The sequence below is a fragment of the Aequorivita aurantiaca genome (assembly GCF_030410135.1).
Taxonomy (GTDB): domain Bacteria; phylum Bacteroidota; class Bacteroidia; order Flavobacteriales; family Flavobacteriaceae; genus Aequorivita; species Aequorivita aurantiaca.
In genome coordinates, this window is sequence record NZ_JAUGQQ010000001.1 from 183,294 (window position 1) to 197,487 (window position 14,194).

A 14,194-nucleotide genomic window follows, 5' to 3' on the forward strand; every position below is an offset into this window, starting at 1 on the left:
AATCCATTTATTTAATTTTTATTGTTGAAATGCGAAATCAATTTATTTGCCCTGTTGCTTCCAACTATTTTGGAAAGTTCATCATAGCTGGCGTTGGCAATCCGTTTGGTGCTTTTAAAATGCTTTAGCAATTCCAACACCGTTTTTTCGCCTATTCCGGGAATAGTTTCAAGCTCTGTGTCCAGCGCTTGCTTGCTGCGTTTAGTACGGTGAAAGGTAATGCCAAAACGGTGTGCCTCATTACGCAACTGCTGAATTATTTTTAAGGTTTCGCTCTTTTTGTCTAAATATAGCGGAATAGGATCATTGGGATAAAATAATTCTTCCAAGCGTTTTGCTATTCCTATTATAGCAATTTTTCCGCGCAATTCCAATTTATCCAAGCTTTTTAAGGCCGAGGAAAGCTGCCCTTTTCCCCCATCTATGATGATAAGTTGCGGCAATGGTTGCTCTTCTTCCAACAATCTTTTGTAGCGCCTGTAAACAACTTCTTCCATAGATGCAAAATCATCCGGACCTTCCACGGTTTTTATATTGAATTTTCGATAATCTTTTTTACTGGGTTTTCCATTTTTGAAAACCACACAGGCTGCCACTGGATTGGTTCCTTGAATGTTACTGTTGTCAAAACATTCAATGTGCCTTGGTTCCTCCTTTAGCCGAAGATCCTTTTTCATTTGCGCCATTATTCGCTTTTCGTGGCGGTCGGGATCAACAATTTTGGCCTGCTTAAAACGCTCCATTCTATAATATTTTGCGTTTCTTTCGGAAAGTTCGAGAATTGCCTTTTTATCCCCAAGTTTGGGAACGTGTACCTTTATTTCCTCGCCTACCTCAACTTCGAAGGGCACATAAATTTCCCTTGACTGCGAATTGAAACGCTGGCGGATTTCAATTATGGCTAGCTGCAACAGCTCTTCATCGGTTTCGTCAAGTTTCTTTTTTATTTCCAGTGTGTGCGACCGGATTATGGAGCCGTGGGAAAGTTGCAGAAAATTTACATAGCCATAACTTTCGTCCGAGATGATTGAAAAAACATCCACATTATTAATCTTTGGATTTACAACGGTGGATTTTGATTGATAATTCTCCAAAATATCAATTTTCTCCTTTACCCGCTGGGCTTGCTCAAACTTTAAATCCGCCGCCAATGCTTTCATTTGGGTCTTGAACCGATGCAGGGAATCTTTGAAATTTCCCTTTATTATATTCCGAATCGCTTCAATATTGTCGTGATATTCCTTTTCGGAATATAGCCCTTCACACGGTCCGGCGCAGTTTCCCAAATGATATTCCAAACATACTTTATATTTTTGAGCTCTTATTTTTTCTTCCGATAGGTCATAATTGCAAGTGCGCAATGGGTACAGCCCCTTTATGAGCTCCAGCAAGGTGTGCACAGTTTTCATACTGGTGTATGGCCCGTAATATTCGGATCCGTCGCGTATTAACCTGCGGGTCGGGAAAACTCTCGGAAAGCGCTCGTTTTTGATGCAGATCCAGGGATAGCTTTTATCGTCCTTCAGCATCACATTGTAGCGTGGCTGATATTTTTTTATCAAATTATTTTCAAGCAGCAAGGCGTCAGTTTCGGTTTTTACCACAATGTGCCGAATGGTATCGATTTTTCTAACCAATACCTTGGTTTTGCCATTTCCCTGCAATTTGTTGAAGTAGGACGAAACTCTTTTTTTTATATTTTTCGCCTTGCCAACATAGAGTAATTTCCCATCTTTATCGTAGTATTGATAAACGCCGGGTGAATCGGGAAGTGTTGCTATTTGAAGTGATACCGAAGCGTTGGCCATGGACTCAAAGATACTGGATGTTTTGTTTTTTCAACAGCAAAAATACTAAGGAAAGCTTTAATGGGAAGTAATAAAAATTCATGATTAAGAAACATTCCGTATTTATCAGTATGAAATAAAAAAAGATAAAACCAAAATATAGTTCTTACCAACCAATTAATAAAAATGAAGAATATACTGCTGTGTACACTACTGTTTTGCTTTGGAATTGCGCAATCGCAAGCTTTAAAAGGAAAGGTTACAGACCCAAATAACATCCCCCTTGAAGGAGTAGCAATTTTTGATCGGAACTCTGGCAAGCATACCCATACTGATTCCTCGGGAAATTTCCTGCTCGAGGCTGTTACTGAAAATGATGTCATTAGCTTTTCCATATTAGGATTTGCGCCGTTTGATTATGCGGTAACAACGACAAGCTTTTCGCAACCGCTAAACATTGTTTTGGAACAAGCTGCGGTTTCCTTGGAACAGGTTACCATCACGCCCGAAGTGAACACCCTTAGCCAAATTGTTGCCGTAGATTTAAAAACCGCGCCAGTAAATTCCTCGCAAGAAATTCTACGGAAAGTACCGGGACTGATAATTGGCCAACACGCGGGTGGCGGCAAAGCAGAACAAATATTTTTGCGCGGTTTTGACATTGACCATGGCACCGATATTAGCCTCTCGGTGGACGGCTTGCCCGTGAATATGGTTTCGCACGCACATGGGCAGGGCTATAGTGATTTGCACTTTTTGATTCCTGAAACCATTGATGCAATAGCTTTCGGAAAAGGCCCATATAATGTGGCTTATGGCGATTTTGCGACAGCTGGGTTTGTAAATTTCAAAACTTTGGAAAAGTTGGACCAAAGTTCCGTTTCTGTAGAATATGGGCAGTTTGATGCTTTCCGAATGGTGGGACTTTTTAATCTTTTGGAATCCAAAAATAGCAACGCTTATTTGGCAGCTTCACTCAACACGTTCAACGGACCTTTTGAATCTCCACAGAATTTTAACCGTTTCAATATGATGGCTAAATACAATTTGGTTTTGCCCGACAATCAGAAGTTAAATTTAATGGTTTCGCATTTCCAAAGCAAATGGGATGCTTCCGGACAAATACCACAGCGTGCGGTTGATGAAGGATTAATTTCCCGTTTTGGCGCTATTGACGATACGGAGGGTGGAAATACAAGTCGCACGGATTTGTTGGTCAATCATTCAAAAGTTCTTTCAGAAAATACAAAACTGGAAACCAAGGCCTACTATTCCCATTATGATTTTGAGCTATTTTCAAACTTCACATTTTATTTGGAAGATCCTGTGAACGGAGATCAAATTGCACAACGCGAGAACAGGAATATTATGGGTTTTCAGACTGTGTTTTCAGAAAAAATGAAAATAGACAAATTGGATTTCTCATATTCCGCAGGAATTGGTTTCCGGTATGATGACGTTAACAATAACGAGCTATCGCACACTAAAAACCGATACGAAATCCTAAACCGGTTGGCCTTGGGAAATGTGGACCAACTAAACAGCTTCGCATTTTTGAACACAGAATTCGGCCTTGGCGATCTGCAAATAAACCCAGCCGTAAGATTAGATTATTATAAGTTCGATTATGAAAATAAATTAACCCCAACCTATAATAACAAAAGTGAGAACAAACTTTTTGCCAGTCCAAAGTTGAACTTCATTTACAGTCCAAATCGGGCCCTCCAAATGTTTTTGAAAACAGGAATCGGTTTCCATTCCAATGATGCGCGCGTGGTGGTGGCAAATAATGGTGACGAAATTCTGCCCGCTGCTTATGGCGCCGACATTGGAGCAATTTATAAACTGGCCGATAATCTTATTCTGAACACGGCCTTGTGGACCCTTTTCTTAGAACAGGAATTTGTATATGTGGGTGATGCCGCTATTGTTGAGCCCAGTGGCAAAACTCGAAGAATGGGTGTAGATTTTGGACTTCGATATGAACCTTTGGAATGGCTATATTTTTATGGGGATATAAACTATACATACGCCCGAAGCACGGAAGAACCAATTGGTGAAAACTATATTCCACTCGCGCCGGACTTAACCTCAACCGGTGGAATTGCTGTTGAAAATTTTTCAAACTTTTCCGGCGGTTTGAGCTACCGTTATATAAAGGATAGGCCCGCAAATGAGAACAACAGCATTATTGCAGAAGGTTATTTCGTTACTGATTTCAACATAAATTATACCTACCGTAATTTTGTTTTTGGAATTATAATTGAAAATCTTTTTGATACCGAATGGAACGAAACCCAATTTGCCACAGAAAGCAGACTTTTCGATGAGCCCGAGCCTGTTGAAGAAATAAATTTTACTCCCGGAACTCCCTTTTTTCTAAGAGGAAAGGTAACCGTTAATTTTTAACTAATGATTTTATTGGCGAAGTTCTTTTTGGTTAAATTGCACGCACAATAAGCAACTATGAACATTGCCATTTTATCGCGTGGGGAGGCATTATATTCCACCAAAAGTCTTTTAAATGCTGGAAAGGCACGAAATCACAAAATGGAAGTTTTGGATCCATCCTATTGCAATCTTGCCGTAGAAAACGGAAAAGCAGTGCTCTATTTCGAGAACGAATTGGTTAATGATGTTCACGCCATAATTCCTCGAATTGGCGCCTCCAATACTTACTTCGGAACCAATGTTGTCCGCCATTTTGAGGCGATGGGCATATTCACTGTGGTTTCGTCCGCTGGTATAACAAACAGTCGCGACAAATGGACGTGTTTCCAAATTTTGTCACAGCACAAAATTCCGGTGCCAAGAACGCTGTATGCTTCCTATTTCGAATTTGAGGAACAAGTCAAAACCTTTGGCAGCAAACCTATTATAATTAAACTATTGGAAGGGACCCATGGTGAAGGCGTCATACTTTCCGCAAGCCCCCAAAACGCTCTAGCCACCATTGAAACATTGAATGCGGCGGGAGTTAAATTCCTGCTGCAGGAATATATTGAAGAAGCAAATGGCGCCGATGTCCGTGCAATTGTTGTTGATGGCGTGGTGGTTGCAGGTATGAAGCGGAAATGCAAAATAGGCGATTTCAGAAGCAACCTGCACCGCGGAGGCACTTCAGAGATTATTGCCCTTTCCCCGGCCGAAGAAAAAATTGCAATAAAGGCCGCAAAAGCATTGAACCTCGGCTTTTGCGGCGTAGATATACTGCAATCCAAAAACGGTCCATTGGTTTTGGAAATAAACAGCACACCCGGGCTAGAGGGCATTGAAAATACATCGGGCAAAAATGTTTCAAAAAGTGTAATAGGCTATATTGAACTCAATGCCACCAAATAGGCCCGGTTCAATGTTCGCGGAAAATAAATTTATGACCAAGCGATCAAATAGAGGTAGAATTCTCTTCTATTTCTATTTCAGTTTCGATTTCTTAACTTGCAGTTACCAAATCCCAAAACTTTGAAAAGAAACATAGGAAGAATAGATAAGGCGGATTTTCCGTTGCTAAACCTCTTTGACATTGAAGTGAAAGTTGATACGGGCGCCTACACCTCATCCATCCATTGCAAAAATATGAAAGTGGAAGACAACTATTTAAAATGTAATTTTTTAGATGAAGAACATCCCAGCTATCACGAAAAGGAAATCGTTTTTGACGAATATGACGTGAAAGTGGTAAAAAGCAGCAACGGCCAAGCAGAAGCCCGCTATAGAATCAAGACAGAAATTATTCTGTTTGGAAAAACACATTCCATTTATTTAACTTTGAGCGACCGCGAAGAAATGCGTTTTCCCGTACTTTTGGGCAGAAATTTTTTGAGCAAAAAATACATGGTCGATATTAATAAAACCAACCTCTCCTTCAAACTTAAAAGCAAAAAATGAACATCAAAATATTATCGGCAAACGCAAATTTATATTCCACCAAACGGCTCGTTGAAGCGGCAAAAGCCAGAAAACACGACGTAGAGGTTATTAACCATGCCAAGTGCGATATTGTTATCGAAAAAAAGAATCCGGTAATAATATATAAAGGCCATAAATTGGACCATGCTGATGCAATTATTCCGCGCATAGGGGCATCAGTAACATTTTATGGCACGGCGGTAGTCCGCCAATTTGAGATGATGCGAGTTTTCACCACCACCGAATCGCAAGCCTTAGTTCGTTCACGCGACAAGCTCAGAAGTTTACAAATCCTATCGCGCGCAGGTCTGGGATTGCCGAAAACCGTTTTCACCAATTATTCAAAAAACGTAAAGGAAATTGTTGACCAAGCCGGAGGTGCGCCCGTAATTATAAAACTTTTAGAAGGAACACAGGGCATAGGCGTTATTCTCGTAGAAACCCGCAAGGCTGCAGAATCCGTGATTGAGGCGTTCAATAATCTTCAGGCCCGCGTTATTGTACAAGAATTTATAAAGGAAGCCGGAGGGGCGGACATTCGTGCATTTATAGTTGATGGCCAAGTGGTAGGGGCCATGAAACGACAGGGAAAAGAAGGCGAGTTTAGAAGCAACCTTCACCGTGGCGGAACAGCCTCAGTAATAAAACTTTCTGATGAAGAGGAAACGGCCGCACTAAAAGCCGCAAAAGCAATGGGCTTGGGAATCGCAGGTGTTGATATGCTCCAATCTGATAGGGGACCCCTAATTTTGGAAGTGAACTCCTCCCCAGGTTTAGAAGGAATTGAACATGCAACTGGAAAAGATATTGCAAATACCATTATAAGATACATTGAACGCAACGTGTAAAAATGGCTAAAAGAGAGGAACGTGATATTGTAATTTTAAATGAACATGTAGCGCTTGGCGAAAGCAAAACCATTGACTTCAGTATTGCAAAACTCTATACCTCAACCAAAGTTGAAATTCCCATCATCATTGAGCGGTCCAAAATTCCGGGTCCTACGGTTTTGATTACTGCTGCCATACACGGCGATGAAATAAACGGCGTGGAAATAGTGCGCCAGCTTATTGCCCGAAAATTGAACAAACCAAAACGGGGCACGATTATCTGTATTCCCATCCTGAACGTATTCGGCTTTTTGAACGGGGACCGTTCCTTTCCCGACGGACGCGATTTGAATCGTGTTTTTCCGGGAACTAAATCCGGGTCTTTGGCAAGCCGTGTTGCATTTCATTTCACAAAAAAAGTATTGCCCCACGCCGATTATTGTCTCGATTTCCATACCGGCGGGGCCAGTAGGTTCAACGCCGCACAAATTAGAATAAAACCCGATGACCCAAAATTATTGGAACTGGCCAAGGTTTTCAATGCGCCGTTTACGGTTTACTCAAACACCATTGAAAAATCCTATAGAAAAACCTGTCAGAAAATGGGTATACCCGTGCTGCTTTTTGAAGGGGGAAAAAGCCGCGAAAGCAACAAACATATCGTCAAAGAAGGAGTTGACGGGATACTGCGCTTTTTAAAACATTTGGATATGTTAGGCAAAAGGCATGTGGCCCCAGAGCCACCGGCCAAAACGGTTATCATTGAAAAAAGCAAATGGATTCGCGCATTCCGAAGTGGGCTGCTTCACGTAAAAATAGATTGTAATAAACACGTGGAAAAAGGTGAGTTTCTGGCCACCATAACCGACCCCTATGGAAAAATGCGATTTAAGGTTACATCGCCCAATGAGGGATATATAATTAATGTGAACCAATCGCCAATCGTAAATCAGGGAGATGCCATTTTTCACATTTCAACGGTAAAAACCGATACGGAATATGAAGAAATGGAGGATTGAACCGAATAACTTTTTTGCAATTCTTCGTTTCTGATTTATCGAAAAAATAATGGCTGATAAAAAAACACTTCGGAAAAAATATATTCAACTTCGGGGAAATCTTACACCTGATTTTGTTGAAGAAATGAGCCTTCAGATTGCAAATCAAGCGTTGAAACTTCCCATTTGGAATAAAACTTATTATCATATTTTTCTTTCCATCGCATCCAAAAATGAAGTGAATACGGATTATCTGTTGCACATTCTTCAAGGTAAGGAAAAAAGCATCGTGGTTTCCAAAGCCGATTTTAAAACGGGCCAAATGAAGCATTTCTTGTTGCAGGATAATACCATTTTAAAAATTTCAAAATGGGGAATCCCTGAGCCGGTTTCGGGAATTGAGCTTTCCCCAGAAATTCTAGATGTTGTTTTTGTGCCGTTATTGGCCTATGATAAAATAGGTCATAGAATTGGCTACGGAAAAGGTTTTTACGACAGATTTCTAAAAAACTGTAAAAAAAACACTCAATTGATAGGTTTATCTTTTTTTGAACCAGAGCCGGAAATTTTCTTTGAAGCCACGGATGTACCTTTAAATTTCTGCGTAACGCCAAAAAAAATAATAGATTTTCAAAATAACCCTTTATCTTTATAATGTTAATGTATTATCAACCAATAAATAATAACGATGGAAACAACTAACCAACCTATGGGTATACCGCCGGACAATAATTTAGTTTGGGCAATTTTATGTACTGTTTTATGCTGCCTACCATTGGGCATTGTGTCAATAATTAAAGCGACAAAAGTTAAGGAACTTTGGGCCCAGGGAGACACCATTGGCGCGCAAAAAGCTGCCGACGATGCCAAGAAATGGGCTATTTGGGGTGCCGTAGCTGCTGCTTTGGTATGGGTGCTTTACGTGATATTTTTTATGGTTATCGGCTTAGGTGGAGCATTTGCAGGATATTAAAAAATTATTTAAACTTGCCCTCATACTTCTGTTTGGGGGCATTTTTATTTTTTACTTCTCGCATAACCCTTCCACACATTCGCTTTTTATTCCCTGTCCTTTTCATTATATCACCGGGCTTTTTTGCCCAGGATGCGGTTCGCAGCGGGCAATCCACAGTTTGGTGCATGGAGATTTGGTTGGGGCGTTTAAGTTTAACCCATTGCTGGTGCTTACGCTGCCCATATTAATTTACGGCTTGGGAATTACTGCCGCCAATTGGATTTTCGGCACTCGATATCGATTCCTGCTTTTTTACAGCAATCTGTTTATTTTCGGGTATTTCGGAATAGCAGTTATTTATTGGATTTTAAGGAATTTGCAATGTTACCCTTTTAACCTACTTGCGCCTTCGGATTAAAGATTAAGCTTCATCTTCCTTCTTCGGAAAAGCTTTTTTATTGAAAAGAAGCAACAAAATAACCCCGACGCTTATGGAAGAGTCCGCAACATTAAAAACAGGATCGAAAAAAGTGAAAAAATCACCGCCCCAAATAGGAACCCATTCTGGCAAGGTGCCGCCATATAAGGGGAAATATAGCATGTCCACCACCTTTCCATGGAAAAGGGTGCCGTAGCCGCCGCCCTCTGGAAATAATGTGGCCACTTGGTGATGGCTATCGTTGAATATAATGCCATAAAAAACGGAGTCAATAATATTGCCCAAAGCGCCCGCAAAAATAAGAGCTATACAAAATACCAAAATACAGGGCATGTTTTTTCGAACGGAATCCCAAAGCCAATATCCAATTCCTCCAATGGCAACAATTCTAAACAGGGTTAAGAAAAGTTTACCGTATTGCCCCGGAATTTTCGCCCCCCAGGCCATTCCTTCATTTTCAACAAATAGAATACGGAACCAGTCAAAAACCCGTATTTCTTCGCCTAATACAAAGTTTGTTTTTATATAAAATTTTGAAATCTGATCTATCAATAAAATCAGTATAATAATGAAGGCAGCTTTTTTTAGGCTCATAGTTTTTTGTGCTATCACTTTAGCGTTGCGATGAGTAGTTTATACATGGCTAACGCCCAAAGAACGACGGCAAAAATAGGAATATTATTTGGTTTGCAGCAGCCTAATATTTCCATGCATGGATTCCGCCTCCAAAAGAAATTTTTTGTTTTTGAGAAGCTCATTTTCAATATTTCCATATTTTGAAACTGCCTTTCCGGATACATCATCCTCAGCAAAAACCGTAATATTACCGGATACCGTTTTTAAATGAGCATTTCCTGAAAAACCGAACATTTCGCAGTTTCCCATTTCCAAAGCAGCCGAAAATTCCATCATAGTTCCGAGGCTTTCCACAGATGCGAGTGTTGATTTAATGGCCACGGAAATTGTTTCTGAAAGAATTAAATCCATTTCAATAGCCATTACTTTATGTGCGGCCAGTTTGTCATTCTCCATTATAAAATATGGGACAAATCCCGTATGTAACGAAATTTTTTCTTCAGAAAATTTTGCTTCCAAGAGAACGCTTTCGGAATGTTCTCCGGTAATGCGAACGGTAATTTTAATTTTTTCGGTGGCCTCGGTTCTTATTCTAATTTTAAAAATGGCATCCTCCTCAATGGTAAGTTCCCGAATTCCATTGGCAGAATATTCCCTTTCTATAATTTTATGCTGGGACGCTCCTGAAATACTTCCCAACAAAAAAACTATTAGTATGACAATCAACTTTTGCATTCCAAAGTTTGAATAACGTCGGCGGCAAACACCTTTCACCAAACTGTTTATAATTAAAATAGCCCCGGATATCGGGGCTATTCTTAAAAATTTATTTTAACACCTTTACGGCATTAGCGTTTTATTTTTGCATGTTCTTGGCCTCGATGCTTAATGTGGCGTGCGGAACAAGTTTTAAACGTTCCTTATTTATCAATTTTCCCGTAACGCGGCACACGCCGTAGGTTTTGTTCTCAATTCTAACCAAGGCGTTTTTAAGATCGCGAATAAACTTTTCCTGACGGATGGCAAGCTGCGAGTTTGCTTCCTTGCTCATCACTTCACTGCCTTCATCAAATGCTTTGAAGGTGGGCGATGTATCATCAGTCCCGTTGTTACTGTCATTTTTATACGAACTTTGGATAAGTTCCAATTGTTCGGTCGCCTTTTTTATTTTATCGTTCAAAAGTGCTCTAAATTCTTCCAGCTCGGCATCTGAATATCTGGTTCTTTCTGTGTCTGTCATAATTAATGTTTTTTAATGCTTATTTGTGATTCAATATCGTCAAATGCAATTTCGGTTCCGTTGTCCAATTGTGGTTTAAATTGCAAAACCTCTGTTAATGTCTCTTCTTTGATATACTGTAGGTTTTGGGTAACCGCCGCCATAAGTTTTTCGTTTTCTTGAAGATGGACTTCTATTCTGTCCATTACTTCAAATCCGCTGTCCTTTCGAAGGTTTTGAATTCTATTTACGAGTTCTCTGGCTATCCCTTCATTTCGCAACTGCGGTGTTATGGTAACATCCAGCGCTACCGTAACTCCGTTCGCATTCGCAACCAACCATCCTTCAATGTCCTGAGAACTTATGATTACATCAGCGAGCGCCAAAGTAGTATTTTTTTCGTTAATAGGTACAGTAATTTCTCCATCTTTTTCCAAGGTTGAAATTTGCTCTTGGTTAAAGCTGGAAATGGCCGTTGCCACTTCCTTCATGTCCTTTCCGAAACGTGGCCCCAAAGCTTTGAAGTCAGGTTTTATCTGTTTTACCAACATTCCCGAACCTTCGTCAATTAATTCAATTTCCTTTACGTTTACTTCACTTTTTATCAAATCCGAAACGGCGATAATTTCTTCTTTTTCAGAATTATCCAAAACGGGAATCATAATTTTTTGAAGGGGTTGCCGCACTTTTATCTTTTCCTTTTGGCGTAAAGACAATACCAAGGATGAGATGGTTTGCGCCTTTTGCATTTTGTGTTCCAATTTTTTATCAATGAACGAAATATCCGCCTTTGGAAAATCAGTCAAATGCACTGATTCAGCACCGCCATTCTTAACTCCCGAAGACAAATCACGATACAGCCTGTCCATAAAAAATGGTGCTACCGGAGCTCCCAATTTTGCTACAGTTTCAAGGCAAGCGTACAATGTTTGATACGCCGAAATCTTATCGTCATTATAGCTTCCTTTCCAATATCTTCTTCTGCTTAGGCGCACAAACCAATTGCTCAAATTTTCCTGCACAAATTCTGAAATGGCGCGCGTGGCTTTGGTTGGTTCGTATTCTGCATAATATTCGTCAACTTTTTGGATGAGCGTATGCAACTCTGAAAGTATCCAACGGTCAATTTCCGGACGTTTCTCCAGCGGAAGATCTTTTTCAAGATACTCAAAATTATCGAGATTGGCGTAAAGACTGAAGAAACTGTACGTATTGTAAAGCGTTCCAAAAAATTTATTGCGCACTTCGGAAATTCCCTCTTGGTCAAATTTCAAGTTATCCCATGGATTGGCATTGCTAATCATATACCAACGTGTGGCGTCTGGGCCAAAAACATCGAGCGTTTCAAAAGGGTCTACGGCATTGCCGAGACGCTTACTCATTTTCTGGCCGTTTTTATCTAAAACCAATCCGTTTGAGACAACGTTTTTATAGGCAACATCATCAAAGATCATAGTAGCGATGGCGTGAAGTGTGTAAAACCAGCCTCGGGTTTGGTCTACACCCTCTGCGATGAAATCTGCTTTTCGCCAAGTTTTTTCTACTTTTTCCTTATTTTCGAATGGATAATGCCATTGCGCGTAGGGCATGCTTCCGCTGTCAAACCAAACGTCAATCAAATCGGCTTCGCGCTTCATTGGTTTTCCGCTTGGGGAAATGAGGATTATTTCATCAACAATATTTTTGTGAAGATCAACTTTGGCATAATTTTCTTCGGAAAAATCGCCCACTTTGAAATCCTCAAAAATATCTTTCTGCATCAAGCCAGCAGAAACGGATTTTTGCATTTCGGCTTTTAATTCCCCAACGGAACCGATTAAGATTTCTTCCTTGCCATCCTCCGTTCTCCAAATTGGCAACGGAATTCCCCAGTAGCGCGAGCGCGAAAGATTCCAATCATTAGCGTTTGCAAGCCAATTTCCGAATCTTCCTTCGCCGGTTGCTTTGGGTTTCCAGTTTATTTCTTTATTTAGTTCAAACATTCTATCACGGAAATTTGTGACTTTTATAAACCACGAATCCAGCGGATAATATAAAATAGGTTTGTCGGTGCGCCAGCAATTTGGGTAGCTATGCAGATATTTTTCAACCTTGAAGGCTTTATTTTCAGTTTTTAATTTAATCGCGATCTCAACATCAACCGATTTTTCGGGAACTTCGGAATCTTCATAATATTCGTTTTTAACGTATTTTCCGGCAAGTTCCTTCATTTCTGGGCGGAACTTTCCTTGCAAATCAACCAATGGCACTAAGTTGCCGTTCTCATCCTTAACAAGCATTGGCGGCACCTCCGGCACGGCTTCCTTTGCTACTTTTGCATCGTCGGCTCCAAAGGTTGGTGCGGTGTGTACGATGCCCGTTCCGTCCTCGGTGGTGACGAAATCGCCCGCAATTATTCTAAATGCATTTTCAGGATTTTCGTAGGGATGAGCATATTCCAATAATTGTTCGTAGCGAATGCCGACCAAATCGGACCCCTTAAATTCCTTCGCAATAAAATATGGAATGGTTTTGTCGCCCTGTTTGTAGGATTTCAGAATTTCCTCATTGGGTTTTTCTTCATATTTATTTGCGAATTGGCTGGCAACCAAATTTTTCGCCAAAACAACATTTATGGGTTGAAACGTATATTGATTAAAGGTTTTTACCAAAACATAATCAATCTTTGGCCCTATGGTTAAAGCGGTATTGCTGGGCAGAGTCCAAGGTGTAGTGGTCCAGGCGAGGAACCAAATATTATTGGATTCCTCCGCAAGGAAATCTGGCAGTGTTTCCGCCATTCCCTTAAATTGCGCAACTACTGTGGTATCAGTAATATCCTGATAGGTTCCGGGCTGGTTGAGTTCGTGCGAGCTTAAGCCGGTACCTGCCTTTGGTGAATATGGCTGTATTGTATAACCTTTATAAAGAAGGTTCTTGTTATAAATTTCCTTTAGCAGCCACCATACGGTTTCCATATATTTCGGTTCGTAGGTAACATAGGGATCTTCCATATCTACCCAATAGCCGTAGCTTTCGGTAACTTTATTCCAAACATCGGTGTAGCGCATAACGGCTTTTTTACAGGCTTCGTTATAGGCTTCGACGGAAATTTTTTTGCCGATATCTTCCTTTGTAATGCCAAGCTCTTTTTCCACCCCCAATTCTATGGGCAATCCGTGGGTGTCCCAACCCGCTTTTCTGTCAACTTTATAGCCTTTCTGTGTTTTGTAGCGGCAAAAAATATCTTTTATGGCACGCGCCATAACGTGATGAATACCCGGAAGTCCATTAGCGGATGGTGGTCCCTCAAAAAAGACGAAGGGTTCCGCGCCCTCACGGATGGAAATACTTTGCTCGAAGATTTTTTCATCTTTCCAAAAAGTAAGTACTTCTTCCGCCAGTTTAGGGAGGTCCAGCCCTTTATATTCTTTAAATTTTGCGCTCATAGTGTGCTTGTTGCAATGAAGGGTGCAAAAGTAAGGTTTTTTGAAGAATTAGA

At 40.5% G+C, this 14,194-nt stretch carries 13 protein-coding genes; 8 read left to right on the top strand and 5 right to left on the bottom strand.

The window, feature by feature from the left end:
* Positions 1 to 11 precede the first annotated feature (11 nt).
* The gene (gene uvrC, locus QRD02_RS00900; RefSeq protein ID WP_290253013.1) at positions 12 to 1,808 is read right to left on the bottom strand and encodes an excinuclease ABC subunit UvrC; all 1,797 of its coding nucleotides are present in this window, start codon (positions 1,806 to 1,808) and stop codon (positions 12 to 14) included.
* A 165-nt stretch (positions 1,809 to 1,973) separates the two neighbouring features.
* Between uvrC and QRD02_RS00905 the strand changes: the two genes are divergently transcribed.
* The 8 genes from QRD02_RS00905 (at position 1,974) to QRD02_RS14385 (ending at position 8,897) form a co-directional block, all read left to right on the top strand.
* Entirely contained in the window at positions 1,974 to 4,196 is a 2,223-nt protein-coding gene (locus tag QRD02_RS00905) for a TonB-dependent receptor (RefSeq protein ID WP_290253014.1), read from the top strand.
* A 57-nt stretch (positions 4,197 to 4,253) separates the two neighbouring features.
* On the top strand, positions 4,254 to 5,129 hold the full coding sequence (locus tag QRD02_RS00910) for an ATP-grasp domain-containing protein (RefSeq protein WP_290253015.1): 876 nt from the start codon (positions 4,254 to 4,256) through the stop codon (positions 5,127 to 5,129).
* Between the two features lie 120 nt (positions 5,130 to 5,249).
* Complete coding sequence (locus tag QRD02_RS00915; protein ID WP_290253016.1) at positions 5,250 to 5,675, top strand: ATP-dependent zinc protease family protein; 426 nt, start codon at positions 5,250 to 5,252, stop codon at positions 5,673 to 5,675.
* A complete protein-coding gene (rimK, locus tag QRD02_RS00920) occupies positions 5,672 to 6,544 on the top strand; it encodes a 30S ribosomal protein S6--L-glutamate ligase (protein ID WP_290253017.1) in 873 nt (290 codons plus the stop codon). The genes QRD02_RS00915 and rimK overlap by 4 nt, the downstream gene beginning before the upstream one ends.
* 2 nt (positions 6,545 to 6,546) lie before the next feature.
* Positions 6,547 to 7,545 carry a succinylglutamate desuccinylase/aspartoacylase family protein gene (locus QRD02_RS00925; RefSeq protein ID WP_290253018.1) on the top strand — a complete coding sequence of 333 codons (999 nt, stop codon included), beginning with the start codon at positions 6,547 to 6,549 and terminating at the stop codon, positions 7,543 to 7,545.
* A gap of 49 nt (positions 7,546 to 7,594) precedes the next feature.
* Positions 7,595 to 8,179: a 5-formyltetrahydrofolate cyclo-ligase gene (locus QRD02_RS00930; protein ID WP_290253019.1), complete on the top strand. Its 585-nt coding sequence runs from the start codon at positions 7,595 to 7,597 to the stop codon at positions 8,177 to 8,179.
* Between the two features lie 33 nt (positions 8,180 to 8,212).
* Entirely contained in the window at positions 8,213 to 8,497 is a 285-nt protein-coding gene (locus tag QRD02_RS00935) for a CD225/dispanin family protein (protein ID WP_290253020.1), read from the top strand.
* Complete coding sequence (locus QRD02_RS14385; protein ID WP_353959560.1) at positions 8,475 to 8,897, top strand: DUF2752 domain-containing protein; 423 nt, start codon at positions 8,475 to 8,477, stop codon at positions 8,895 to 8,897. Before QRD02_RS00935 ends, QRD02_RS14385 begins: the two co-directional genes overlap by 23 nt.
* A gap of 3 nt (positions 8,898 to 8,900) precedes the next feature.
* On the opposite strand, the gene QRD02_RS00940 is transcribed toward QRD02_RS14385, so the two are convergent.
* The 4 genes from QRD02_RS00940 to ileS form a co-directional block, all read right to left on the bottom strand.
* Positions 8,901 to 9,512 carry a lipoprotein signal peptidase gene (locus QRD02_RS00940; RefSeq protein WP_290253021.1) on the bottom strand — a complete coding sequence of 204 codons (612 nt, stop codon included), beginning with the start codon at positions 9,510 to 9,512 and terminating at the stop codon, positions 8,901 to 8,903.
* An 84-nt stretch (positions 9,513 to 9,596) separates the two neighbouring features.
* Positions 9,597 to 10,229, bottom strand: a complete 633-nt coding sequence (locus QRD02_RS00945) for a DUF4097 family beta strand repeat-containing protein (protein WP_290253022.1) — start codon at positions 10,227 to 10,229, stop codon at positions 9,597 to 9,599.
* Between the two features lie 121 nt (positions 10,230 to 10,350).
* The gene (locus QRD02_RS00950) at positions 10,351 to 10,734 is read right to left on the bottom strand and encodes a TraR/DksA family transcriptional regulator (protein WP_202337357.1); all 384 of its coding nucleotides are present in this window, start codon (positions 10,732 to 10,734) and stop codon (positions 10,351 to 10,353) included.
* Positions 10,735 to 10,736: 2 nt separating this feature from the next.
* Entirely contained in the window at positions 10,737 to 14,141 is a 3,405-nt protein-coding gene (gene ileS, locus QRD02_RS00955; protein ID WP_290253023.1) for an isoleucine--tRNA ligase, read from the bottom strand.
* Positions 14,142 to 14,194 lie beyond the last annotated feature (53 nt).